Annotated in this window: 17 protein-coding genes and 1 pseudogene; 7 read left to right on the forward strand and 11 right to left on the reverse strand. The window is 74.3% G+C overall.

Features of this window, described 5'->3' with window-relative positions; all coding sequences use genetic code 11:
• Nucleotides 1-20: 20 nt before the first annotated feature.
• The 5 genes from SNOUR_RS35570 to SNOUR_RS35590 all read right to left on the reverse strand — a co-directional run bounded on the left by SNOUR_RS35570 (nucleotide 21) and on the right by SNOUR_RS35590 (nucleotide 6,636).
• Nucleotides 21-1,463, reverse strand: coding sequence for an alpha/beta hydrolase family protein (locus tag SNOUR_RS35570; RefSeq protein WP_079143078.1), 1,443 nt, complete (start codon nucleotides 1,461-1,463; stop codon nucleotides 21-23).
• 40 nt (nucleotides 1,464-1,503) lie between these two features.
• A complete protein-coding gene (locus SNOUR_RS35575) occupies nucleotides 1,504-2,067 on the reverse strand; it encodes a winged helix-turn-helix domain-containing protein (protein ID WP_067355381.1) in 564 nt (187 codons plus the stop codon).
• 228 nt (nucleotides 2,068-2,295) lie between these two features.
• Nucleotides 2,296-2,835 carry a hypothetical protein gene (locus SNOUR_RS35580; RefSeq protein WP_067355384.1) on the reverse strand — a complete coding sequence of 180 codons (540 nt, stop codon included), beginning with the start codon at nucleotides 2,833-2,835 and terminating at the stop codon, nucleotides 2,296-2,298.
• Nucleotides 2,836-2,843: 8 nt separating this feature from the next.
• Nucleotides 2,844-5,768 (reverse strand): ATP-binding protein, encoded by a 2,925-nt coding sequence (locus tag SNOUR_RS35585; RefSeq protein WP_067355387.1) that lies wholly within the window; start codon nucleotides 5,766-5,768, stop codon nucleotides 2,844-2,846.
• Nucleotides 5,769-5,871: 103 nt separating this feature from the next.
• The gene (locus SNOUR_RS35590) at nucleotides 5,872-6,636 is read right to left on the reverse strand and encodes an SDR family NAD(P)-dependent oxidoreductase (protein WP_067355389.1); all 765 of its coding nucleotides are present in this window, start codon (nucleotides 6,634-6,636) and stop codon (nucleotides 5,872-5,874) included.
• A gap of 277 nt (nucleotides 6,637-6,913) precedes the next feature.
• On the opposite strand from SNOUR_RS35590, the gene SNOUR_RS35595 reads away from it, so the two are divergent.
• Together SNOUR_RS35595 and SNOUR_RS35600 are read left to right on the forward strand one after the other, a co-directional pair.
• Nucleotides 6,914-8,482 carry an SDR family oxidoreductase gene (locus SNOUR_RS35595; protein WP_067355391.1) on the forward strand — a complete coding sequence of 523 codons (1,569 nt, stop codon included), beginning with the start codon at nucleotides 6,914-6,916 and terminating at the stop codon, nucleotides 8,480-8,482.
• Between the two features lie 46 nt (nucleotides 8,483-8,528).
• Complete coding sequence (locus SNOUR_RS35600) at nucleotides 8,529-9,905, forward strand: cryptochrome/photolyase family protein (protein WP_067355392.1); 1,377 nt, start codon at nucleotides 8,529-8,531, stop codon at nucleotides 9,903-9,905.
• Nucleotides 9,906-9,991: 86 nt separating this feature from the next.
• On the opposite strand, the gene SNOUR_RS35605 is transcribed toward SNOUR_RS35600, so the two are convergent.
• The 3 genes from SNOUR_RS35605 to SNOUR_RS35615 all read right to left on the reverse strand — a co-directional run bounded on the left by SNOUR_RS35605 (nucleotide 9,992) and on the right by SNOUR_RS35615 (nucleotide 12,935).
• Nucleotides 9,992-11,242 carry an MFS transporter gene (locus SNOUR_RS35605; protein ID WP_067355395.1) on the reverse strand — a complete coding sequence of 417 codons (1,251 nt, stop codon included), beginning with the start codon at nucleotides 11,240-11,242 and terminating at the stop codon, nucleotides 9,992-9,994.
• The gene (locus SNOUR_RS35610; protein WP_067355398.1) at nucleotides 11,239-12,378 is read right to left on the reverse strand and encodes a PLP-dependent cysteine synthase family protein; all 1,140 of its coding nucleotides are present in this window, start codon (nucleotides 12,376-12,378) and stop codon (nucleotides 11,239-11,241) included. Before SNOUR_RS35610 ends, SNOUR_RS35605 begins: the two co-directional genes overlap by 4 nt.
• A gap of 122 nt (nucleotides 12,379-12,500) precedes the next feature.
• Nucleotides 12,501-12,935 carry a hypothetical protein gene (locus SNOUR_RS35615; protein ID WP_159425979.1) on the reverse strand — a complete coding sequence of 145 codons (435 nt, stop codon included), beginning with the start codon at nucleotides 12,933-12,935 and terminating at the stop codon, nucleotides 12,501-12,503.
• 371 nt (nucleotides 12,936-13,306) lie between these two features.
• On the opposite strand from SNOUR_RS35615, the pseudogene SNOUR_RS48650 reads away from it, so the two are divergent.
• The 4 genes and pseudogenes from SNOUR_RS48650 to SNOUR_RS35630 form a co-directional block, all read left to right on the forward strand.
• Nucleotides 13,307-14,371: pseudogene (locus SNOUR_RS48650) on the forward strand (NAD-dependent epimerase/dehydratase family protein); the annotation flags it as partial.
• A complete protein-coding gene (locus tag SNOUR_RS48655; RefSeq protein ID WP_312636196.1) occupies nucleotides 14,345-15,139 on the forward strand; it encodes a glycosyltransferase family 2 protein in 795 nt (264 codons plus the stop codon). The pseudogene SNOUR_RS48650 and the gene SNOUR_RS48655, both read left to right, overlap by 27 nt.
• The gene (locus SNOUR_RS35625; protein WP_067355403.1) at nucleotides 15,136-15,831 is read left to right on the forward strand and encodes a TIGR04282 family arsenosugar biosynthesis glycosyltransferase; all 696 of its coding nucleotides are present in this window, start codon (nucleotides 15,136-15,138) and stop codon (nucleotides 15,829-15,831) included. Before SNOUR_RS48655 ends, SNOUR_RS35625 begins: the two co-directional genes overlap by 4 nt.
• Entirely contained in the window at nucleotides 15,828-17,285 is a 1,458-nt protein-coding gene (locus tag SNOUR_RS35630; RefSeq protein ID WP_067355406.1) for a hypothetical protein, read from the forward strand. Before SNOUR_RS35625 ends, SNOUR_RS35630 begins: the two co-directional genes overlap by 4 nt.
• Nucleotides 17,286-17,321: 36 nt before the next feature.
• Here SNOUR_RS35630 and SNOUR_RS35635 read toward each other — a convergent pair whose 3' ends face one another.
• From SNOUR_RS35635 to SNOUR_RS35645, 3 genes are all read right to left on the reverse strand, one after another.
• Nucleotides 17,322-18,038 (reverse strand): class I SAM-dependent methyltransferase, encoded by a 717-nt coding sequence (locus SNOUR_RS35635; RefSeq protein ID WP_067355408.1) that lies wholly within the window; start codon nucleotides 18,036-18,038, stop codon nucleotides 17,322-17,324.
• A gap of 84 nt (nucleotides 18,039-18,122) precedes the next feature.
• Nucleotides 18,123-18,686 (reverse strand): hypothetical protein, encoded by a 564-nt coding sequence (locus SNOUR_RS35640; protein WP_376738561.1) that lies wholly within the window; start codon nucleotides 18,684-18,686, stop codon nucleotides 18,123-18,125.
• Nucleotides 18,650-19,876, reverse strand: coding sequence for a molybdopterin-dependent oxidoreductase (locus tag SNOUR_RS35645; protein ID WP_167739114.1), 1,227 nt, complete (start codon nucleotides 19,874-19,876; stop codon nucleotides 18,650-18,652). The genes SNOUR_RS35640 and SNOUR_RS35645 overlap by 37 nt, the downstream gene beginning before the upstream one ends.
• 835 nt (nucleotides 19,877-20,711) lie before the next feature.
• Here SNOUR_RS35645 and SNOUR_RS35650 point away from each other — a divergent pair.
• Nucleotides 20,712-23,735, forward strand: coding sequence for an amino acid adenylation domain-containing protein (locus tag SNOUR_RS35650; RefSeq protein WP_312634722.1), 3,024 nt, complete (start codon nucleotides 20,712-20,714; stop codon nucleotides 23,733-23,735).
• Nucleotides 23,736-23,929: the final 194 nt, after the last annotated feature.

Consider the following 23,929-nt stretch of genomic DNA (forward strand, 5'->3'; position numbering starts at 1 on the left):
CATGACCCATCGGACGGACCCTAGGGCCGCAACACCCCCCACCACACGGCCCACGGCACGAAGCCGATGGTGGCGAGGGCGGCCGGCGCGAGTCGGAGCAGGGCCGCCCTGCCCCGGGTGCGGTGCCTGCGCAGGACGGCGGCGACCGTGACACCCGCCGACACGAGCACGGCGATGGCGAGCGTCCGCACGGCCAGCCAGGCCAGCGGGCGCCCCCACAGGACGGGTGCCGCGGCCCCGTCGCCCGCCACGTACACCGCGAGCGGGCACAGCGTCGCGCCCACGACGGTGAGCAGGCCCAGTCCGGACAGCCAGCGCCCGGGGCGTACGGCCGGGCCCCGGCGCAGGACGGCGCTCAGGGGGTAGGCGGCGAAGCCGACGCACAGCAGGGCGGGGAGGAGCCATGCCCACCAGGTGCGGCCCGGGACGGGAGTGCTGGACATGGCCTGGGGCGGTGCGGGGGCGGTGCGGGACTCGGGCGGGTGGCCGGCCGCGACGGCCCGGATCCAGGAGGTCATGGTCCGGGCGTAGCCGGGCGGCAGCTCTCCCAGTGGCTTGCCGTGGAACAGGGGGCCGCCGATGCGGTCGAAGCCGTCCGTCGTCCGGTGTCCGTTGTGCGCGGCGCCGGGCACGAAGCCGATGACGACGTGCCTGTTGCCTGCCCGGTCGAGGGACTCCCGGAAGATCCGTGCGCTTTCCCCGGGCGGTATCTGGTTGTCGTAGACGCCCCACAGCGCCAGTACCGGGGTGTGGTGCAGACGGTTCAGCACCGGCCGGGGGTCGTGGTCGGCCGCGGGAAACAGGCCGGTGGAGTCCATGAGTTGGGCCGCCGGGCCGGCGACCACGCCGCGGAAGGAACCGCCGACGCCCCGGTGTTGCAGATGCATGCCGAGATTCCATGTCTCGGTGCGCAGCGGCGAGTAGCCGGACCCACCGAGCGTGATCAGGAAGGCGACGTCGGAGGAGCGGGCGGCGGCCAGCGGCGCCACCCAGCCGCCCTCGCTGAATCCCCAGAGCCCGACCAGGTGCGGATCGACGTCCCTGCGTTCGCGCAGCAGGCGTACTCCGGCCAGCGCGTCGTCCGCCAGCAGGTCGAAGTCGCGGTGGGTGGTGGAGTATCCGACCGTCCGCTTGTCGAAGACGAGCGTGGTGATGCCGGCGCGGGCGAAGACCTCGGCCTCCTGCCGGTACTCGTCCCGCGGGCCCGGACCCGAGCCGCCGATGAGCACGATGCCCGGGCTGGTGGTGGAGCGGGTGCCTGGACGGGTGCCTGGCGGGTCCGGGCGGGTCAGTACGGTGCCGTGGAGGACGAGGCCGCCACCGCCTCGGAAGGAGACGTCCTGGCGGACCGGGTCGCCGTCCTTGGTGTCCGCGTGGGCCCGCGGTGCGGCGAGCAGCACGGCGAGCGCCACCCAGGCCAGGGCCAGGCAGGTGCGTATGAGCGACTTGACGGTGAGCTGCACGGCGGTGCGGCTCCTTCCCTGAAGACGCGTTGCGAAGTGTTCAGTTGATCTCGGGAAAGCCGAGCAGGCGGACGAGCACGGCGCGCGCGTCGGGTGCGGCCTCGCCCTCGGGCGGGGAGTAGCGGTGGACGAGGGCGATGTACTCCTCGAAGAACGCGCGGAGTTGGTCGCGGTCGAGCCGCAGCGTGGCCCGGGAGAACAGCGCCGCGTCGGCCCACGGCCCGAGCGCGTCGCGTGTCTGTGCGAACTGCTGTGCCTGTTCGATGAGTTCGGCGAGGTTGAGCCGATGCATCTCCGTGAGGGCCTCGCGCATCTCGGGTGTCTGCCGGCTGTACGGCGGATACCGCCGGTCGCCCGGCACCGCGCGCCACCACCGCTCCCGCCCCTTGGCCAGCTCGGGAACCTCCTCGACGAAGCCGTGCCTGGCCATCTGCCTGAGGTGGTAGCTGACCAGGCCGGTGCTCTCGCCGAGTTGCCTAGCGAGCCCGGCCGAGTTGCCCGGCCCCTTGCGCAGGCACTGCTCGATCTTCTGGCGGATCGGATGCGCCAGGACGCGGAGCGCCTCGACGTCGGTGATCTCCTGCGCGGGCGGTTGCTCTGCCATGGGAGCAGGCTAGGAGTTGCAAAGCGGCTTTGCAAGGGAGTTTTGCAACTCGGGTGGCAGGGTGTCATCCGGCTGCTGGTGCGGGGCGCTGCGGCCCCGGCGGCCGCCCTGTGCGGGTGGAGCGGGCCCTGGCCGACGAGTTCACCGACGAGGAGAGGGAGACGCTGGTCGGCCTGCTCGGCCGGTGCACCGCCCTGCTCGATTCCATGCGGCCCGCCTGAGGCGCGCTCAGGCCACGCCGAAGTCGTCGCCCTCCTGGTCCGGCGTCATGGGCGGGCAGTCGTGGAACGCGGAGGAGACGGCCTTGTTCAGCACCGGGTCAGCGAGCGGAGGCTCGTCGTAGCCCTCGGTGGTGACGAAGACGAACCCGGTCCGGATCCCGTCCACCTCGGTCTCCACGGTGCACTGCCAGGGCAGGTCCTGCTCGCGTCGCCAGTCGCACCCCACGGCGTCCAGCGCGGCGGTGAACCGCGAGTACGTCACCTCCGACGGATGGCTGACCATCGCGTGCGTCCGGGCGTCGGGGACTTCGATCTCCTCGTGCCACACCGTGACGATGACCTGGACCACCAGCCGGCACCGACAGACGACCAACTGCAGGTTGCCGTAGCCGAACCAGCGCGGCCAGTGGGACGTGTCGTACACGGGGTCGCCGACGAACGGCTGCCCCAGCGCCGCCACCAACTCGGGCAGCGCGGCACCGCAACCGATCGGCCCGATCCTGGCCGTCCGAGCGAACTCCGCCAGTATTCGGGTCGAAGCAGTCATAGTGCGGATTATGGCAGGTGGCGGGCCACCTCCTGGGCGACGGACGCCGGTAGGCCCATGAGGCGCAGCGCGTCGGGCAACGACGTCCGCGGAGCCGCCGCGGACGCGCTCGCCGCCTCGGCCGCCTGCCGATAGCGGGCCCGGGCCCCGGCGCGGTCGCCGCCGGCCTCGGCGACCCGGGCCAGGCCGGCCAGCGTCCGGATGCGGTTGGCCAGGCCCTTCACCCAGTGCGGGTCCTGGTCCTCCAGGGCCTGTTCGTACAGGCGCCGCGCCGCGGTGCGGTCACCGTCCAGCAGTGCCAGGTCGGCCAGGCCGCGGTGGGCGGCGGCGAGGGCGGTGGCGCTGCCGGCGCGGTGCGCGCGGTCGGCGGCCTGCGCGTAGTCGGCGCGGGCCGCCACCGGGTCGGTGGTCACCCGGTGGTCCCCCCGGTTGACCAGGAAGTCGGCATGGTCCTCCCAGGCGCCCAACTGCTCGGCGAGGGCGAGCGCTTCGTCGGTCAGCGCGATCGCGGCGGCCTGGTCGCCGCGCACGCCGACCAGGCCGGCGAGCGCATCGAGGGCCAGCGCGGTGCCCCAGCGTTCGCCCAGTGCGCGGAACCGCCCGACGGCCGTGCGCAAGCCCCGTTCGGCCTCGGCGAGGTCCCCGTCGCCGAGCGGGCCGAACGCGGTCACGTACTGCGCGGCCGCACTGACCCAGGGGTCGGGGCGGTGGCGCTGGGCGGACACCAGGGCGTACGCGCCCGGTGCGTCGCCGTCGCCGGCGTTGTGCATCATCCACAACAGGAGGGCGGTCGGGCAGCGGCCCGCGCGCCCGGCCGACCACACCGAGACGAGTGCCCGCTCGGCCGAGGCCCGGTGCCCGTGCCAGGCCGCGCGGCTCCCGGGTGATCCCGAGGCGGCCAACAGCACGCACACGGCGTACTCCTCGTCGAGCCCGGGCGGGGGAGCGTCCCCCACGGCGTCCAGCAGGGCCGCGGCCTGCGGTGCCAACGTGCCGGACAGGCCGCGGATCCACAGGTACGACGCGACCGAGGCGAGCAGTTCCAGGGCCGTCGCGGTCTCGGACGCGGCCACGGCCCACTGCACGGCCGCCAGCACCTCGGGCTGTTCCGCCGCCAGGACCGCCAACCAGGACAGCTGTTCCCTGCGGTGCAGCCATGGCTCGGCGGCGCGCACCAGCTCCAGCACCGTCCGCGCGTGGGCGCGCCGCACCGCCGCCGTCTCGCCCGCGGCGTCCAGCTGCTCGGCGGCGAAGGCACGGATCGTGGCCAGCATGCGATAGCGCCCGCCGGACCGGTCCAGCAGCGACTTGTCGGCCAGCGACTCCAGTGTCTCCTCGTCGGTGTCGCACACCCGCAGCGCGGTCTCCACGCCCGCCCCCGCCGCGAACACCGAGAAGCGCCGCGCCGCCCGCTGCTCCGGCACCGAGAGCAGGTCCCAACTCCAGGCGACCGTGGAACGCAGCGTCCGGTGCCGCCCGTCGGCCGCCCGGGTGCCGCGCGCGGCGACCGCCAACCGGTCGGGCAGGCGGGCCGCGAGCTCCTCCAGGCTCAGGGTGCGCAGCCGGGCCGCCACCAGCTCGATCGCCAACGGCAGGTTGTCGAGGGCCGCACAGACACGTCGTACGGCGACCGGGTCGGGCACGAAGGCGCGCCGTACGGCGCGGGCCCGGTCGGTGAACAGCGCCTCGGCCGCGGGGTCGTCGAGCGGCCGCACGGGGTGCAGGTGTTCGCCGATGACGCCGAGCGGCTCCCGGCTCGTCGCCAGCACCCGCAGGCGCGGACAGGCCGTCAGCAGGCGTGCCGCGACCAGGGCGACCTCCTCGACCAGGTGCTCGCAGTTGTCCAGCACGAGCAGCAGGCTCCGCCCCGACAACGCCGTCCGCAGACGGTCCAGCGGGCCCTGGTCGTCGCGGGTCAGGTGTAGGCCCCGTTCGCGCAGGCCGAGGGCGACGAGCAGGGTCTGCGGGAGCAGGGCCGCGTCGCGCAGCGCGCCCAGCTCCACGAAGCACACCTCTCCGGTCGCCGCCGCGGCGACCTCGACGGACAGCCGGGTCTTGCCGACTCCGCCCGGCCCGGTCAGCGTCACCAGCCGTGCCCCGCCCAGGAGTTCACCTATCTCGGCCACCTCCCCGGCGCGGCCGACGAGGGCCGTCAGCGGGGCGGGCGGCGCGGTGGGCGTCGGCGCGGCGTCGGTATTGAGCAGCTCCCGGTGCAGCCCGGCCAGCTCCGCCGACGGCCCGGTGCCCAGCTCCTCCGCGAGGCGGCGCCTGACCTGCTCGAACACCACCAGCGCCGCGGCCTGCCCGTCGTCGGCGAACAGCGCCCGCATCAGCAGCGCGGCGAGCCGTTCCCGCAGCGGATGACGGTCCAGCAACGCCCGCAACTCGGGTACGGCGGCGCGGTGTTCACCGATCACCAGCTCGGCCTCGAAGCGGTCCTCCAGCGCCGTCAGCCGCAACTCCTCCAGCCGCGCCGCCGCGGCCCGCCCCGGCGCGCTGTCGGCGACGTCCGCGAGCGCCGGCCCCCGCCACAGGGCCAACCCCTCGCGCAGCAGCGCCCGCGCCCGCCCGGCATCGCCCTCCCGCAACGCCGACCGGCCCTCCCGGGCCAACTCCTCGAACCGCCCGGCATCGACGTGCTGCGCGGCGACGACCAGCCGATAGCCCGCCCCACTGCGCTCGATCACCGCCGCCCCGCCCAGGGCCGAGCGCAGCCGGGACACCTGGGACTGGAGCGCATGGGCGGACGGCGCCCCCTCCGCCGCACCGCCCCCGGCGGCTCCGACACCGTCGGCCAACCGCTCGGCCGGGACGACCTCACCGGGCCGGACGAGCAACAGGGCGAGCAGCGCCCGGCGCGCGGGACCGCCCAGCGGCACCTCCGCCCCGCCGTCCCGCCACGCCTGCGTACCGCCGAGGATTCCGAAGCGCATGCCGGTGATTATTCATCGACCCGCGCTCCGGCCGTGCCTGAGCGGTCGCGGAGAGGGACCGCGGGGGAGTGGGGACCCGCACGCTCCCACGCCACCCGCCGCCTCACATGATGGGGCCGAGATACGTACCGCCCGACACGTCGATGGTCCGGCCGGTGATCCACCGCCCCTGCGGCCCCGCCAGGAATCCGACGACGTCGGCCACGTCCTCGGGCTCACCGAGCCGCCCCAACGCGGTGACCGCCTCAAGTTCCGCCACCACCTCGGGGATCGCGGTGTAGCCGGCGGTCAGATCGGTCCGCACCGCCCCGGGCGCGACCGTGTTCACCGTGATGCCCCGCCGACCGAGTTCATTGGCCAGCGACGGCGCCAACGACTCCAGCGCCGCCTTGGTGACCGTGTACCCGATCTGCGTCGAGACCGCGAAACGGCTGGCCGTCGACCCCATGTTGATGATGCGGCCACCGTCGTTCAGCAGCGGCAGGGCCCGCTGGATGACGAAGAACGGGGCCGTGACGTTGACCGCCAGCAGCCGCTCCCACTCCCGTGGCGTCACGTCCCGGATCGCATGCGCCGACGAGATGCCGGCGTTGTTGACCAGGACGTCCAGCCCCCGGCCGGCGAGCCCGGCGGTCAGCCCCTCGAACAGCCGCTCCACGGCGCCGCCTTCACCGAACCGCGCCCGAACCGCGAACGCCCGGCCACCGGCCTCCTCGATGCGCGCCACGGTCGTCTCGGCCGCCTCCGCGTTGTCGCCGTAGTGGACCGCGACCAGCGCGCCCTCGCCGGCCAGCCGCAGCGCCACCGCCCGGCCGATCCCTCGCGAGCCGCCCGTCACCAGTGCCGTCTTCCCCGTCAACGAAGTCATCGCCGAACTCCCCTTCTCGGTGGCCGGTCCTCGGTTCCGGACCGGCGGTGCCCTCACGATGGCGGAGCGGGCTCACCGCACGCTCACCGACGGCTCACCGCCGTGCCGCGGCACACCCCGGGCCCGCGCGCCCGATCGTCACCCGCCTGGCCTCCGCACCCGGGCGCATCCGTGCGGCCCGCTCGCACGGTGGAGACGGACGACCGGCGCGGGATACGGATGACAGGTGCGCCACCACGGCGGCAGACTGAGAACAGGACGGGCGGCGGGATCGACCATGACCGACGACGACACCACACCGACCGGGCACCCGGGCGGCGGCGTGACGTGCCTGGTGACGGGCGCGACCGGCTACATCGGCGGCCGACTGGTCCCCGAACTGCTCGACGCGGGCCACCGGGTGCGCTGCCTGGCCCGTACACCGGGCAAACTGCGCGACCACCCCTGGGCCGACCGCGTGGAGATCTTCCAGGGCGACGTCACCGATCCCGACGCGGTCGCGCGCGCCATGCGCGACGTGCACGTCGCCTACTACCTCGTACACGCCCTCGGCACCGGGCGGGGCTTCGAGGAGACCGATCGCACGGCGGCCCGGGTCTTCGGCGAGCAGGCCCGCAGGGCAGGGGTGGGCCGGCTCGTCTACCTGGGAGGACTGACTCCCCGGGCGGTACCCGAAGCGGAGCTGTCGCCGCACCTGCGCTCCCGTGCGGAGGTCGGCCGCATCCTGCTCGCCTCGGGAGTGCCGACGGCCGTGCTGCGCGCCGCCGTGATCATCGGCTCGGGCTCGGCCAGCTTCGAGATGCTGCGCTACCTCACCGAGCGGCTGCCGGTGATGGTCACGCCGCGCTGGGTGCACACCCGGATCCAGCCGATCGCCGTACGCGACGTCCTGCGGCTGCTGACCGGCTGCGCGACCCTGCCGCGCGAGGTGAACCGCACCTTCGACATCGGGGGCCCGGAGGTGCTGACCTACCTCGACATGATGCGCCGCTATGCGGCCGTGGCCGGCCTGCCCCGGAGACTGATCCTGCCGGTGCCGGTCCTCACCCCCGGCCTGTCCAGCCACTGGGTGGGCCTGGTGACGCCGGTGCCGGCCCGGATCGCCCGCCCCCTGACGGAATCCCTTCGGCACGAGGTGGTGTGCCGGGAGAACGACCTCGAACGGTATGTGGCCGGCCCGCCCGGCCACCCCCTCGGCTTCGACCGCGCCCTCGCGCTCGCCCTGCAGCGCATCCGCGACGCCCAGGTCACCACCCGCTGGTCGTCGGCGTCCGTGCCCGGTGCCCCCAGCGACCCACTGCCCACCGACCCCGACTGGGCCGGCGGCAGCCTCTACACCGACCTGCGTGAACGCGACGCCCGGGTCGGGGCCGACACCCTGTGGGAGGTCGTCGAGGGCATCGGCGGCGAGCACGGCTGGTACTCCTTCCCGCTGGCCTGGGCGGTGCGCGGTTGGCTGGACCGGCTGGCCGGCGGGGTCGGGCTGCGCCGGGGCCGACGGGACGCCCGGCGCCTTCGGGTGGGCGACTCGCTGGACTTCTGGCGGGTCGAGGAGATCGAACGCGGCCGACTGCTGCGGCTGCGCGCCGAGATGCGCCTGCCGGGCCTGGCCTGGCTGGAGATGCACGTGGACGAGGCCGGCGCCGGGGGCGCGCGCTACCGGCAGCGGGCGGTGTTCCATCCGCACGGCCTGCTGGGCCACCTGTACTGGTGGAGCGTCTGGCCCTTCCATGCCGTCGTCTTCGGCGGCATGGCCCGCAACATCGTCCGCGCCGCCGAGCGCGCGCCCACCGCAGGCGGTCCCGGCGGACCCGATCCGCAGGCCCCGCCGGGACCGGAGCACTGAGCGTCCCTACCGGTCCCCGACGCCCGGCTGCGAGAAGCTGCCCCACATGAATGTCTCGGTTGTCCTGTTCACCGCCGACCTGCGCCTGACCGACCATCCGCCGCTGCGCGCGGCCCTGGACGCCGCTGATGCCGTCGTACCGCTGTTCGTGCGGGACCGCGCCGTCGAGGCGACCGGCTTCGTCGCGCCCAACCGCCGCGCCTTCCTCGACGGTTGCCTGGCCGACCTGGACGCCGGGCTGCGCGAGCGGGGCGGCCGCCTCGTCGTGCGCTCCGGCGACCTGGTGCAGGAGGTGTGCCGGGTGGTGACCGGGACGGACGCCGAGGAGGTGCACATGGCGGCCGGGCACAGCCGGTTCGCCGCGCGCCGGGAGGAACGGCTGCGCGCGGCCCTGGAGGCGGCGGGACGGCGGCTGTGCGTGCACGACGCGGTCACCGTCGCCGTGCCGCCCGGCATGGTGACCCCTGCCTCCTCCGACCACTTCGCCGTCTTCACCCCGTACTACCGGCACTGGGCACGGACGCCGCTCCGTCCGGTCGTCCGCGCCCCGGAGCGCGTCGTCGTCCCCGATGGGGCGGGCGGTGAGAAGGTGCCGGCGCACGGCGACCACGTCGGGGTGTCCCCGGCCCTGCCGCCGGGCGGGGAGAGCCAGGCGCGCAAACAGGTCACCGCGTACTGGCGGCGCGGTCTCGACGGCTATGAGACCACCCACGACGACCTGGCCGCCGACGCGACCTCGCGCCTCTCCGCGCATCTGCACTTCGGCACGGTGTCCCCGGTGGAACTGGTGCATCGGGCACGCCGGCACGGTGGTGCGGGCGCCGAGGCGTTCGTCCGGCAGCTCGCCTGGCGGGACTTCCACCACCAGGTCCTCGCCGCCCGTCCGGAGACCGCGCACGCCGACTACCGCACCAAGCACGACCACTGGCGCACGGAGCGCACCGCGGGCGCCGACATCGACGCCTGGCGCGAAGGCCGCACCGGCTACCCGGTGATCGACGCGGCCATGCGGCAACTGCGCCACGAGGGCTGGATGCACAACCGGGCCCGGCTCCTCGTCGCCAGCTTCCTGACCAAGACGCTCTACGTCGACTGGCGGATCGGCGCGGCCCACTTCCTGTACTGGCTGGTCGACGGAGACGTGGCCGACAACCAGCTCAACTGGCAGTGGATGGCCGGCACCGGCACCGACACCCGGCCGAACCGGGTCCTCAACCCGGTGACCCAGAGCAAGAAGTACGACCCGGACGGTACCTACGTCCGCCGCTGGGTCCCCGAACTCGCCGGACTGACACCCCGTTTGGTGCACGAGCCCTGGAAACTGCCCGCCGCGGACCGAGCCGACCTCGACTATCCCGACCCGATCGTCAGCCTCTCCACCGCCCTCGACCGCTTCCGCCGCGCCCGCGGCAAGGAGGTCTAGGACGCTCCTGACGGATCTCCGTGGGGCAAGGCCCCGATGGGCAGGCGGGCCCGCACCGTGGCGCGGGCCCGCAGCGGCCGCGAACCCTAGGCCGCGGCCGGCTGTGGCTCCGGTGTGGCGAGGCGTCCGGTTCGGGCGAGGGCGGCGACGGCCGCGGCGCAGGCCGTGCCGGTCGCCGTCAGGGCTGTCCAGGTCAGCCAGGTGGCGTGCTGGCGCCCGGCGAAGTCCCAGAGCGCGCCGGTGCCGAGGTTGCCCAGGGTGATGCCCAGTCCGGAGACGGTGTTGTAGAGGCCGTAATGGGTGGCGACGAGGCGGTTGCCGGACAGGGCGACGACCGTGTCCATCTCGAAGGGGTAGACGATCGCGGATCCGGCCGCGAGGAGGACCACGGCCACGACCAGGGAGACGAGCACGGCCGTCGAGGAGCCGCGCGGGCTGAGGGCGAGCGGGACGAACGCCAGCCCCATCGCCGCCAGGCCCCGTACCAGGGCCTCGCCGGGCTGCCAGCGGGCCTTGGCCCAGCCGGTGAGCCGTAGTTGGCCCACCACGGCGACCGCGGCCGAGACGACGAACAGCCCGCTGGTGACCGCCGTGCCCCGGGAGCCGAGGGCGTCGGTCACGGCGAGCGGCAGGGCGAGGTAGACCTGGAAGGTCAGGACGTACGAGCCGATCATTGCCGCGGAGAAGAGCACGAAGGGCCGGTTGCCCACGACGCTGCGCCACTGCGCCAGCACGCTCTCGTGTCCGCTGTCCGTGCCGTGGCGGGGACGTGCGGGCAGTGCGCGCCACTGCAGCAGGGTGAGGGCGGCGAAGAGCGCGGCGGAGACCGTGCACACGAGCCGGAAGTCGGCGGCCAGCAGGGCGAGTCCGACGAGCGGGCCGAGCAGCATGCCGGCCTGGTAGTAGACGTTGAAGGTGGCGAAGGCGTCCACCCGCCGCTCACCGGCCTCCGCGGCGAGGTAGGCGCGGACGGCCGGGTTGAACAGCGCGCCGGCGAAGCCCGTCGCGGCGGAGGCGACGATGAGGGCGGGCAGGTTGTCGACCCAGCCGAGCAGGCCGAAGCCCACGGTGCGCAGGAGGCACCCGGCCATGATGGGGATCTTGTGCCCCAGGCGGTCGGCGAGGGTGCCCCCGATGAGGAACATGCCCTGCTGGGAGAAGTTGCGGACGCCGAGGACGAGTCCGACGGCCCAGGCGGCGAGGCCGAGTCCGTCGGAGAGGTGGAAGGCGAGGTAGGGCATCAGCATGTAGAAGGCGAGGTTGATGGCGAACTGGTTGGCCATCAACAGCCTTGCGGCGGGCGGGAAGGAGCGGGTCTGCTGCCACAGGTGCTTCATCGGGCGGCTCCCACGAGGTCGGGGCGTGCGGGGCGGGCGAGGGGGTCGGTGATGTGGGTGCAGCGGGTCCATCGGGTGACGGTGCGCTCCCGGGGGTCGTCGATCTCGTCCGGGTCGTCGGCGGGCAGCTGCCCCAAGAGGCCGTGGCGGCGGCAGTAGGCGTCGTCGAAGACCGTGCCGACGTAGCGTTGCGGACCGTCGGGGAAGACGGCGACGACCCGGTCCTCCGGAGGCAGGGTGCGGGCCAGCCAGCGGGCGACCAGCGCGACGGCTCCGACGCTCCAGCCGCCGGTGGCGTAGTGGTCGCGGGCCAGGCGGCGGGCCGCCCACACGGCTTCGGGCGCGGCGACCCAGTGGACCTCGTCGAAGAGGTGGTAGGCGACGTTGCGGGGGTGGATGCTGGAGCCCAGACCGCGCATGAGGCGGGAGGCGGCGGGCTGACCGAAGATCGTCGAGCCGGTGGTGTCGACTCCGACGATCCGCAGGTGGGGGAAGCAGCCGCGCAGCACCGAGCCGATGCCCGCGGAGTGGCCACCGGTGCCGACGGAGACGACGAGGGTGTCGATGCGCCCTAGTTGCGCGAGGAGTTCACGGGCGAGCGGGGCGTAGGCGACGACGTTGTCCGGGTTGTTGTACTGGTCCGGGCACCACGCGTCGGGACGGGCGGCGAGGAGTTCCTCGACGCGCCGTCGGCGTGCCGCCTGCCAGCCGCCCTCCCGGTGGGGGGTGGTGACGACGTCGACCGCGGCGCCGTACGCGGCGAGCAGCCCGGTCATCAGCGGTTCCATGCCGGGGTCGGTCACCACGGTGACCGGATGGCCGTAGGCCGCGCCGGCCAGTGCCAGACCAAGGCCCAGGGTGCCGGAGGTCGATTCGATGATGCGGGCGCCGGGCCGGAGCCGACCGCGCTCCAGGGCGGCACGGACCATGTGCAGGGCGGTGCGGTCCTTGATGCCGCCGGGGTTGTGGCCTTCGAGCTTGGCCCAGAAACCGCGGCCTGCGGCGGTGAAGGGGTCGCCGATCCACAGGACCGGCGTGTTGCCGACGAGACCGGCGGGGGTGTGCAGGGGGTGTTTGACGTCGGTCGGGAACTGGGCCGGAGGCATGGCCGGGGTGGGGCAGGTGGGACGGTTCATGGCGTGCGTCTCCTACGGCCGGCGCCACGACAGGCGGCCGGCCGATGTTCGAGGACGAGGAAGAGGGGCGGAGGCGAGCGGTCGCCGCGCGGCCCGCCTGGTACGGGGGCGGCGCGGACCGATCAGTTCCGCCACACGCCGAGGAGAGCCCGCGTCGGTCCGTCGGACAACGCCGTGGCCTGCGCGGGGGATCGGCGAGGTGCCGGCGGCGGGATGCCCACGTGGGGGCCGGCGGACCAGAGCGCCACGACCGCGGAGACGGGTGGTCCTGCCAGTCCTTCGTCCCGCGGTGGTTGGATGGTCGGTTGGTCCAAGTCCCCGCAGTGGGGACCGTGGTCGGGAGCGGGCGCGCTCCGCCCCGCCGCGGTCTCCCGGTGGGTTTCCGCGGGGGGCTGCCCGCAGGTGACGGGCGACGCGTACAGCAGGGCGTCGGCTCGCGGGGCGTTGGTTTCCGTCGGGCCGTGTGAGCAGCACAGGACGTGCAGGAGCGTGGTCAGCAGCACGCCGACCACCGCTCCGGCCCACGGCAGGGAGCGGCTGATTCGCGTGGACGACACGGCCCGCATGGATACGAAGCGTAATTCGCCAGGCGCGCAAAGTGCTCGTCGGGGCGTCGCGCTGCGGGCACGCGGGACCGGCCAGGACGCCCGGATTCCGTTGCTGCCGGGCGCCCGCGGGATGCGACGCGGCCCGATTCCGCGCAGGCCGCCTTCCGCGTCGACGATCACCACATCGGGTGAAGCCCCGCCCCCCGACCCGGCCAACGGTCGGTCCGGGAAAGGGAAGTCGTCCGCCGCACGTGCGGCGGATCGGCGTCGGCGAGCGGCAGGTCGCACCGACCCGACTGGCGGAGGCCGGATCTTACGGAGTCATGACGTGCTCGTCGTGGCGCGCGCCGGATCGAGGTGGCGCGCCTAGCGTGATCGGCATGCGAGTACTGGTTACCGGTGGCGCCGGATTCATCGGGGCGCAGGTCGTCGAGGCGCTCCTCGCGCGTGGCCATGAGCCCGTCGTGTTCGACGCGCTGCTGCCCTCGGTCCATCCCGAGCCCCCACCGCCCCGCCCCGGAGTCCACCGGATCGTCGGCGACGTACGCGATCGGGCGGCCGTCGAGGCGGGCCTGGTCGGCGTCGACGCGGTCTGCCACCAGGCGGCGATGGTCGGCCTCGGCAAGGACTTCGCGGACGCGCCCGACTACGTGGGCTCCAACGACCTGGGCACGGCGGTGCTGCTGGCGGCCATGGCCGCGGCGGAGGTGCGCCAGTTGGTGCTCGCCGGATCGATGGTGGTCTACGGGGAGGGCCGCTACAGCTGCCCGTCGCACGGCACGGTGCGGCCGGGGCCGCGCGCGGTCGACGCGCTGGAGGCCGGGCGGTTCGAGCCGGGCTGCCCGCGCTGCGACGCCCCGTTGCTGCCCGGCCTGGTCCATGAGGACGCGCCCGTCGACCCGCGCAATGTGTACGCGGCGACGAAGCTCGCCCAGGAGCACCTCGCCGCCTCCTGGGCCCGCGCCACCGGCGGTCGGGCCACCGTGCTGCGCTACCACAACGTCTACGGGCCGGGCATGCCGCGCGACACCCCGTACGCGGGGGTGGCCTCGTTCTTCCGCTCGGCGCTGGCCCGCGGCGAGTCGCCCACCGTCTACGAGGACGGCAGCCAGCGGCGGGACTTCGTCCACGTCCGGGACATCGCGGCGGCCAACACGGTGGCGCTGGAGGCCCTCGCGGACCGCGCGGCCGGCACCCTGACCGCCTACAACACGGGCAGCGGACAACCGCACACCGTCGGCGAGATGGCCCGCACGCTGGCCGAGGCGTACGGCGGGCCGGAGCCGGTGGTGACGGGGGAGTACCGGCTGGGCGACGTCCGGCACATCACCGCCTCGTCCCGGCGGATCGCCGACGAGCTGGGGTGGCGCGCGGAGACCGGATTCGCCGAAGGCATGGCGGAGTTCGCGCGGGAAGGCATGCGGGAGGGCGCTCGGCAGGGGACGCGGGAAGGGAGCGGGACGGACGCGATCGACCCCGGCGCGCGTCCCGCGGCGGAGCCCGGGCGCGGCAGGAACCGCCCCGCCCCGGTGGACGTCGTGCTGCCCTGCCTGGACGAGGCCGGCGCGCTGCCGTGGGTGCTGGCGCGCATCCCGGACGGTTGGCGGGCCATCGTCGTGGACAACGGCTCGACCGACGGCTCGGCCGAGATCGCCCGCGGTCTCGGCGCCACCGTCGTCCACGAACCGCGTCGCGGCTTCGGTGCCGCCTGCCATGCCGGACTGCTCGCCGCCGAGGCGGACATCGTCTGCTTCTGCGACTGCGACGCCTCGCTCGACCCGGCGCTGCTCGAACCGTTCGTCCGCGCCGTGCGGGACGGGGAGAGCGATCTGGTGCTGGGCCGCCGCCGGCCGCAGGGCCGCGGAGCCTGGCCGCCGCACGCCCGGGCCGGGAACCTCGTCCTGGCGCAGATGCTGCGCCGGCGTACCGGGCTGCGGCTGCACGACCTCGGTCCGCTGCGCGCCGCCCGCCGCGCCGCGCTGCTCGGCCTGGACCTGACGGACCGCCGCAGCGGCTATCCGCTGCAGATGGTCGTCCGGGCCGCCGACGCCGGCTGGCGGGTCGCTGAGCGGGACGTGCCCTACCGGCCGCGCACCGGCCACTCGAAGGTCACCGGCACCTGGCGCGGCACCTGGCACGCGGTCCGCGACATGCGAAGCGTCCTCAACCAGCCGCGGTTGACGGCCCCGGTACCCGAGACGGTGACGCGATGACCCGCCCGACCGCACCGGCGGCTCCGACCGGGCCGAGCCCGCTGACCGGCCCGACCGGGCCGACGACGATCCTGGTCATCGCGAAGGAACCGGTGCCCGGACGGGTCAAGACCCGCCTGACCCCGCCCTACACCCCCGACGAAGCCGCCCAGTTGGCGGAGGCGGCGCTGTGCGACACGCTCCGGGCCGTCGGCGCGATGCCCGCCCGACGGCGGGTGGTGGTCCTCGACGGCCGGCCGGGCACCTGGTTGTCGCCCGGCTTCGACATCCGGCCGCAGAGCACCGGCGGCCTCGACGAGCGGCTGGCCGCGGCCTTCGCGGACAGCGCCGGACCGACGCTGCTCATCGGCATGGACACCCCCCAGGTCACGCCGCAACTCCTCGCCCCCGCACTGGACATCGGTGCCTGGGACGACTGTGATGCCTGGTTCGGGGCGGCCGAGGACGGCGGATTCTGGGCGCTCGGCCTGGCCGCGCCCGAGCCCGGACTGCTGCGCGGCGTCCCCATGTCCACCGACCACACCGGCGCCGCGCAGCGCGCCAGGCTGATCGCCGCCGGCCTGCGGGTGCGGGACCTGCCGCCGCTGCGCGACGTCGACACCGCTAAGGACGCCGAACGCGTGGCGGACGCCGCTCCCGGCGGCCGGTTCGCCGCCACCCTGGCCCGGCTGCGACCGGCGGGCGGCCGGTGACCCCCCGCCCCGTCCGCCAGGACCGCGGATGCACGGGCCGGGACGGCGAGCCGGCCGGTCCGGCCGCCCACGGCGCCGCGGCGACCACGCCCGCGCGGAAACGGGCGGGGCGCCGCGATCTGTGGGCGGTGGCGGCCGCGGTGGTCCTGTTCGCCCTCGCGGTGGTCGTCGGGAACGTCGTCAACCGGACCGTCTACGGGACCGAGGGGATCCTGCGACTCGGCTGGCCCCCGGTGTACGCGTCGTGGCTGCCGCACGTGGGCCCCGGGACCCCGGCCGCGCTCGTGGTGGCCGTACTCGTGGTGGGCCACGGCCCGCGGATCGCGCGGCGTCTGCGGTGGCGGGCGCTGGTGCCGGCCGTATGGGGCGCGTCGATGGCCTGGACATGGTCGTTGGCGCTCGTGGACGGCTGGCAGCGGGGGGTCGCCGGACGGCTCACCAGCAGCATGGAGTACCTGCGGTCGGTCGCCGACGTGCACGACGTGCCCGCCTTCCTGCGGGACTTCACCCAGCACATCCTGGCCGACTCGCCGCACAACTGGCCCGCGCACGTGGCGGGACACCCGCCCGGCGCGCTGCTGACGTTCGTCGGCCTGGACCGGATCGGACTGGGCGGCGGTGCCTGGGCGGCGGCCTGGTGCATCACCATCGGGTCGTCCGGCGCGGTCGCGGTCATGGTGACGGTACGGGCGCTGTGCGGCGAGCGCCCGGCCCGGCTGGCAGCCCCGTTCCTGGCACTGGCCCCCGCGGCGGTGTGGATCGGCGTCAGTGCCGACGGCTACTTCGCCGGCGTGTCCGCCTGGGCCATCGCCCTGCTCGCACTGGCGGCCACCCGCACCACCAGGGCGCCCCGCCTGGCCGCCCTGGGCGCCGGGCTGCTGCTGGGGCTCACCTGGTACCTCTCCTACGGCCTGACCGTCCTGGCGGTGCTGGGTGTCGCCGTGCTGCTCCTGGCCCGCTCGGCCCGTCCGCTGCCGTACGTGCTGGCGGGAGCCGTGCCGTGGGTGGTGGCCTTCACCGCCCTGGGGTTCTGGTGGCCCGAGGGGTACGCCACCCTCGTCGAGCGGTACTACCAGGGCGCCGCGAAGGTGCGCCCGTACGCCTACTTCGTCTGGGCCAACCTGGCTGCCCAGGTCGTGACGGTGGGTCTCGCGACGGTCGCGGGGCTGGGCCGTGCGGTCGGTCGGCTGTTCCCTGCCGTGCGGGGGATGCGGCGCGTGGCGCCGCGCGGGCGTGGCGCGCTGTCCGTACTGGTCGGAGCGGCGTTGTGCGTGATGCTCCTCGCCGACGTGTCCGGCATGAGCAAGGCGGAGACCGAACGCATCTGGCTGCCCTTCGCCCTCTGGCTGCTGCCGGCCTGCGCGCTGCTGCCGCGCCGGACGCACGGCTGGTGGCTGGCCGCGCAGGCCGTCCTCGCGCTGCTGGTCAACCACCTTCTGCTGACCGGCTGGTGACGACCGCCCGCCGAGGGACGACCGTCGTGCGCCGTCCTAGCTGCCGGCCGGTGCCGGGCCGCGGTCGGAGCCGGCGCCTCGACGGTGCCGCAGTGCGAGGAAGTGGCGGTCGTCGAGCGTCCAGTGGTCACCGGTCCGCCAGCCGGTGACCGCCGCCTCACGGCGCAGCGCGGCGAGGCCGACACGGGCCCAGGGGAACGGGCTGCCCAGGTGGCCGCGGCCGTCGTCGAACCGCACGTTCAGCCGCTCGTCGACGTCCTGCCGAGCCGCTTCCACCAGCAGGGTTCCGTCGGGCGCCACCAGAGAACCGATGCGCGCCAGCAGTGCCCGCGGATCGCCGCCGATGCCGATGTTGCCGTCCATGAGCAGGGCGGTGTTCCAGAGTCCTTCGCCCGGAAGCCTGTCGAAGACGGACCGGCACAGCGCGATGCCCCCGGTGTGCTCGGTCCGCGCGACGGCCGCGTCGCTGATGTCGATGCCGAGCACGACGTGGCCGCGTGCCCGGAGGGCGCTGACCAACCGCCCCGGACCGCAGCCGATGTCCAGGACCGCCCCCTGGCAGCGCCGCAGGACGCTGAGGTCGGCGGGGTCCGGTGCGGAACACCAGCGGTCCACCTCGGACAGCAGGATCCCCCCGTCCGTACAGCGCATGTACAGGGGGCCGCGGCCCTTCGCGAGCGCGCGGGCATAGGGGTCCTCGTGCCGGGCGCGGGGGCCCGCGCCGGGCTCAGGCGCCTGTTCGTCGGTGCTCATCGGACGGGGTGCCTTTCGGCGTGTGCGGTTCCGGTCCGGGAACCGTCCTCGTTCCACGGTGGCGGCCGGCACGTTCGGGGCGATTCATCTGCCGACTCGGTCCCGGCGCGGGCGAGCCCGCCACATGGTGACCAGCAGGCATGCGGCGGAGGCCGCGAAGAGAACGGCGGTGATCAGCAGCCAGCGCCCCCAGAAGACGTCGGCGGGCAGGCCGGTGTAGGCGGTGAAGCCCGGGACCCGGCCGAGGACGAGCGGGTACCAGACCAGGAGCAGTAGAAGGGCCACGAAGGCGGGTACCCGGATGTAGTTGACGCGGCCGGTCACCGGGCGGGTGCCGCCCGCGGTGTCCCGGCTCCGGGGCTTTCGGCCCCGGTGGCCACGGAACAGGCGTTGTACCAGGCGGTCGGTGACGGTGTAGAGCGGGAGGAGGACCAGATCGTGCAGGAGCGCGGCACCGACGAACCAGATGACGATGCCGAGCGTGTCCCCGCGCAGCAGCCGGAGCCCGGCGTAGCAGGTCAGCGCGAAGGAGCACAGGACCAGGACGAGGTGTGCGAGGGAGCCGCCGTAGTGCGCGCGGATGCCCTCTGCCGGACCCTTTGCCCGGCCCCTCACCGTGGCGCTCCGAAGGTGAGGCGGGTGACCCATTTGGTGTTGTGCACACCGGGGTTGGCGGGGACGATGATCCGCGCCGGATAGCCGTGGTCGACGGAGAGGTCCGCACCGTTGACCCGCAGCGCCAGCAGTGCCCTGGGGTCGCGGACCTGGTTGTCGCGCAGATGGGCGGAGTTGAAGGATCCGGAACGCTGGGCGGACTCGACGAAGACACCGGGTGGGCTCTCCCGCAGTCCGACCAGGGCCGCCAGGTCCTGCAGCCGCACGCCGCTCCAGATCTGGTCGTCGGTGGACCAGCCTTCCACACAGGCGATCGGCAGGGCGGCCATGTGTTGCGGCAGGGCCAGTACCTGCTCCCGGGTGAAGCGCCGTTCCTGGCCGGGACCGCGTACGACGAGGCGCCAGTCGGGACCGATGTCGCGGGCGCGGATACCGACCGCCGCGGCGGTCTTGTTGATCTGGAAGCCGTTGGGCCCCGTGCCCGGTTCCCGCCCGTGCGGCGCCAGCAGCGCGGTCCTGCGGAGGGCCCCGCCGATGCTCTGACCCGCCGTCACGACGAGGAGCACCAGCGACCCCGCGCCCACCATGCCGAGCGCGCCGCGCCGGGACATCGTGGGCGGTGCGGGGTCGGGGGTCACCAGACCGGTGTCGTCCGGCGGTTCGGGCCGGGTACGGGCGGTGGGGGTACGCAGCTCGGTGCGCCAGCGGCGGCTGCGCAACGCCGTTGTCATGGTGGGGATGCGGAAGACGACGTGGACGACGAAGGCGCCGATGAAGACCCAGGCACCGTAGAAGTGCAGGGGGTAGAAGGACCCGGGGAAGATGTAGTGCAACTGGATGTTGAGCACGCCCGTGACGAACTCGAACAGCACGCCGCCCACGAGCAGCAGCAGCGAGAGCCGTTCCAACGCGTGGCGCGGTGACCGCAGCGGTGGCCAGGCGAACAGCTTCGGGATGACCGACCAGAGCTTCGCCAGCAGCACGGGGATGAGCACCACGCCCAGGGTGACGTGGACTCCCTGGGTGAGGCGGTAGAGCCAGTAGGGCCGGGTCGGCCAGGGGAAGAGGTAGAAGCCCAGCCAGCCCTTGTCCGGTGTGTGGTCGTTGCCCGGTGCCAGGTTCGGGTTGTACGCGGCGTACGACAGCAGTCCGGTGACGAACAGCACGGTGATGCCGAGGAGCAGGACCAGTCCGAACACCGAGGTCAGCCACGGCCCCCGCAGCGGGCTGCGCCAGAAACCCGGACGGGCGGGGCCCGGTGGCGGAGAACTCCACCGTGCGGTCGGCCGACCGGGAGCGCCGGCGGGCCGCTGCGCGGGAGTCGCCTGCGCAGACTCCGGGGGACGGCCCGCGGGGCTACCGGCGGGGCGCTTCACCGCTCCGGCTCGTGGTGGCGGACCGCTCCCCTTCTGTTTCTGTCGGTCCGCATCGGGCCGGTCCTTCCCCTCCTGCCCGTCCGCATCGGGCCGGCCCTTCCCCGCCTGCCCGCCCCGCTCCGACGGGCTGTCGCCGGCGTTGCCGTCCGGCGTGTGGGGCTCGGGGCGGCGCGGCTCTTCGCCACGGTCACTACCGTCCACGTCCATCCCTTCCGGCGGCCAGCGCACCGTGACCGCCACGCACAACCACCGTATGCGGCATATCGGTCGCAACACGCCCAAGGTGATCATTTGTGAACCCTTTCGGCTTTGCGGCCGCGAGGGTGGGGGCGGTCCCGGGGCCGTCACCGCCGCCCGCCGGCCCTTCGGCGGCCGCGGCTCCGACGGGGGGCGACGACGATTCGGGTCCGACCGTCGACCGCGACGCGCCGGGCCTGGACGCGCTGCGCGTCCGGAGCGATCGGCGCAAGGGGGGCGATATCGGGGCGCGCCGCGTGGCCCGCACCGCCCACGGTCAAGGAGCGCACCGCCGAGGCCGGGGCCGTATCCGCATCATCTCCGCATCTCCGCATCATCGGCCGCGCGCTCTGTTCGGTTTTGCTGCACTTCCTCCAGAATTGGGGTCGGATGGTGTCGAACGCTCTAGTGATTTGCATAGTGTCGGGAGCAGTTCGATGCGGGGATGATGTCGAAATCAGCCACCACGGCGGACAATGATCGCTTTGCCAGAACAGTGGTGCCCTTCGAGCACTGGTACCTGGGGTTCCCCCACGGGCTGTCGCCGGTGCTCAACCTCGTCGTCGAGGGCACCGGCCGGATCGCGGACGCGGAGCTCCGCCGGGCGGTCGCGGTGGCCGCGGAGTACTGCCCCGGCGCCCGGCTGGCCCGCCACGGCTCCCGCTGGTCGGACAGCGGCCAGCCGCCACCGGTCCGGCTCGCGGCCGGCACGGTGCTGGACCGCAGCACCCTCAACGACGTCGCGGAACTGCGCCGCCCCCTGCCGGTGCGCGGCGCGTACTGCGAAGTCGTGCTGTTCGACGGGGAGTTCCCGGCCGTCGCCTTCCGGGCCTCGCACGCGGTGATGGACGCGCGCGGGCTGCGGATGTGGGCACTCGACGTCTTCCGGGCACTGCGCGGCGAACAGCCCGAGGGCGCGCTGTCGGTGACGACCGTGGCCGAGCTGGACGACCCGCTGATCGCCCAGGCGGACGCCGGTGGCCAGGAGTTCGTCCTCCCGTCGCTGCTCGGCGTGCCGGCGGACGCGCGGTTCGGCGGCTACCGCTGGTGGCGGCGCTCGGTGGACGGCACCTTCCCGGCGGTGGCCGCGCGGCTGGCCACCGAACTGGCCCGACTTACGGGGCAGTCGACCGCGCCGGTCAGCATCCCGGTGGACCTGCGGCCGTTCCACCCGGAGGTGCGGTCCACGTCCAACTTCGCGGTCACCGTCTCGCTCCAGGTCACCCCGGACCAGGGGTGGGAGGCCACTCAGCAGCAGCTGCTGACGGTGCTGTCCGAACGCCGCGGGACCGTGCGCGCGCCGGGGCCGGAGGTGCTGAAGGTTCCACTGGGTCTGCTGCGCGTGATAGTGCGCGGGGTGGACCGCAAAGCGCGCCGGACGGACCGGTTCTCCTCCGTGGCCGGGGTGAACAGCCTCGGCCGGACCTCCCTCGACGCGTTCGCCACCGACGACTTCGAGCCGGGCGCGCTCTATCTGCTCTGCCCGCGCGAGCCGGCGAGCCCGCCGGGGCTGAACGTCGTGGAGTCCGAGGGCCGTACCGAGCTGACCCTGTCCTGGTGGCCGGGCGAGGAGACCGAGGCCCGCGCGGAGCGGCTGCTCGACACGCTCTGCGAGAGCCTGTCGCCCGCGGTCCACCGCGCGCAGGCGACGCTGCTGCCGCCGCCGGTCCCGGCCGACCGGGACGCCGGGTCCAGGGACCGGACGGTGGTCGAGCTGTTCCGGGACCAGGTGCGGTCCCAGCCCGACGCCGTGGCGATCAGCGGCCCCGAAGGCGAGATGAGCTACCGCGAACTCGACCGCCGGGCACGGGTGATCGCCGCCGAGCTGCGGGCCCGCGGCATCGGCCGGGACACGGTCGTCGGACTGTGCGCGGACCGCTCGGCGGCCGCGGTCACCGGCGCCTGGGGAGCACTGCTGGCCGGCGCGGCGTACCTCCCGATGGACACCAAGCACCCGGACGGGCGCCTGCGCGCCCTGCTCCAGGACGCGCGGGCACCGCTGTGCCTGACCCAACACCCGTACGGCCAGAGGGACTTCCTGCCCGACGGCTGCGAACCGCTGGTGCTGGACGAGCTGTCGTACGCGGCCGACCCCGCCGCGCCGCCGACGTCCCCCGCGCCGTCGGACCTGGCGTACGTGGTGTACACCTCCGGCTCGACCGGCCACCCCAAGGGCGTCGACATCGAGCACCGCAGCCTGAGCAACTACGCGGACTGGGCGGTGCGCGAGCACGGCATCGGTCCGCACACCCGGCTCCCCCTGCTGTGTTCGCTCTCCTTCGACGTCGCGCAGATCTCCCTGGTCCTGCCGTTCCTGGTCGGCGGGACGCTGCTGCTCATGCGCGACGAGCTGGACCACCTGTCGTTGCAGGAGGTGATCGACGACGGTGCGACCGCCCTCGCGCTGACGCCGTCGCACCTCGACCTGATGACCCGGTTGGGGCTGCGCCCCGGCGCGGTCGGCACGCTGATGGTGATCGGCGAGCAGTTCACCCGGGCCCTCGCGCTACGGGCCCGCGAGATGTTCGGCCCGGAATGCCGCATCATCAACCTCTACGGGCCGGCCGAGGCGACCATCGGGGTCAGCCACCACGTCTTCGACGCCGAGCGGGACACCGGCGCGAACGTGCCGATCGGGCTGCCGCAGGACGGGGTCTCGCTGTTCCTGCTCGACGCGGAGCGCCGTTTCGTCGCCCCGGGCGAGACGGGCGAGCTCTACATCGGCGGTGTGCAACTCGCCCGCGGCTACCGCGGACGCCCGGACCTGACCCGGCAGCGGTTCGTGCGCCTGGCCGACGGCACCCGCGCCTACCGCACCGGAGACCTGGCGCGCCGACTGCCGTCGGGCGAGGTGGAGTGCTGCGGGCGCGTCGACGACCAGGTCAAGGTGCGCGGCCACCGCATCGAACCGTCGGAGATCGCCTTCACACTGGAGACGCACCCGGCGGTCGCCGCCGCGGTCGTCGTCCCGCGCACCCCGCCCGGCCGGACGGACCGGGCGCTGTGCGGCTACGTCGTGCCGCGGCCCGACGTCCCCCCGGTCGAGATGGCGGAGCTGACGGACCACCTCCTCGAACACCTGCCGTCGTACATGGTGCCCGCCGCCATGCTGGCGGTCGAGGAGATCCCGCGGACCGTGAACGGCAAGGTCGCGGCGTCGGCGCTGCCGGACCCGTTCGCCGACGCGGCGGCGCCCGGTGACGCGACGCCGTTGAGCGCCCCCGAGGCGGCCGTCGCGAAGATCTGGGCGCGGGTGCTGGACACCGATGTGGACGGGTTGGGCCCGGCCAGCGACTTCCACCAACTGGGCGGGGATTCGCTGGCGATGATCGCCATGGTCGCGGAGGTCGCCGGCGAGATCGTCGGGGCCGCGGGAGCCGAGGCGTTCACCCGCCGGGCGCCCGACTTCCTCGCGCAGCCGACCCTGGCCCGCGTGGCCGGGCTCGCCGAGACGGTCCGCACGGCCTGACAGGGCCCGGTCTCCGCGCGCGACACCGGACGAACGACACGGGCGCGGCGCGGGCCCGGGCGACGCATGTGCCGTCCTCCCGGGCCTGCCACCGGCTGCCGACCTCCCCCTTCCCCGGCCGCACGGCGATCGACGAGCGCGACCGCACCGTGGCGGTGCGGGAGGGGGCTCACTGCCAGTGAGGTCGTCCGCTC

Origin of the sequence: Streptomyces noursei ATCC 11455, from assembly GCF_001704275.1 — a bacterium.
In the GTDB taxonomy this organism is placed as follows: domain Bacteria; phylum Actinomycetota; class Actinomycetes; order Streptomycetales; family Streptomycetaceae; genus Streptomyces; species Streptomyces noursei.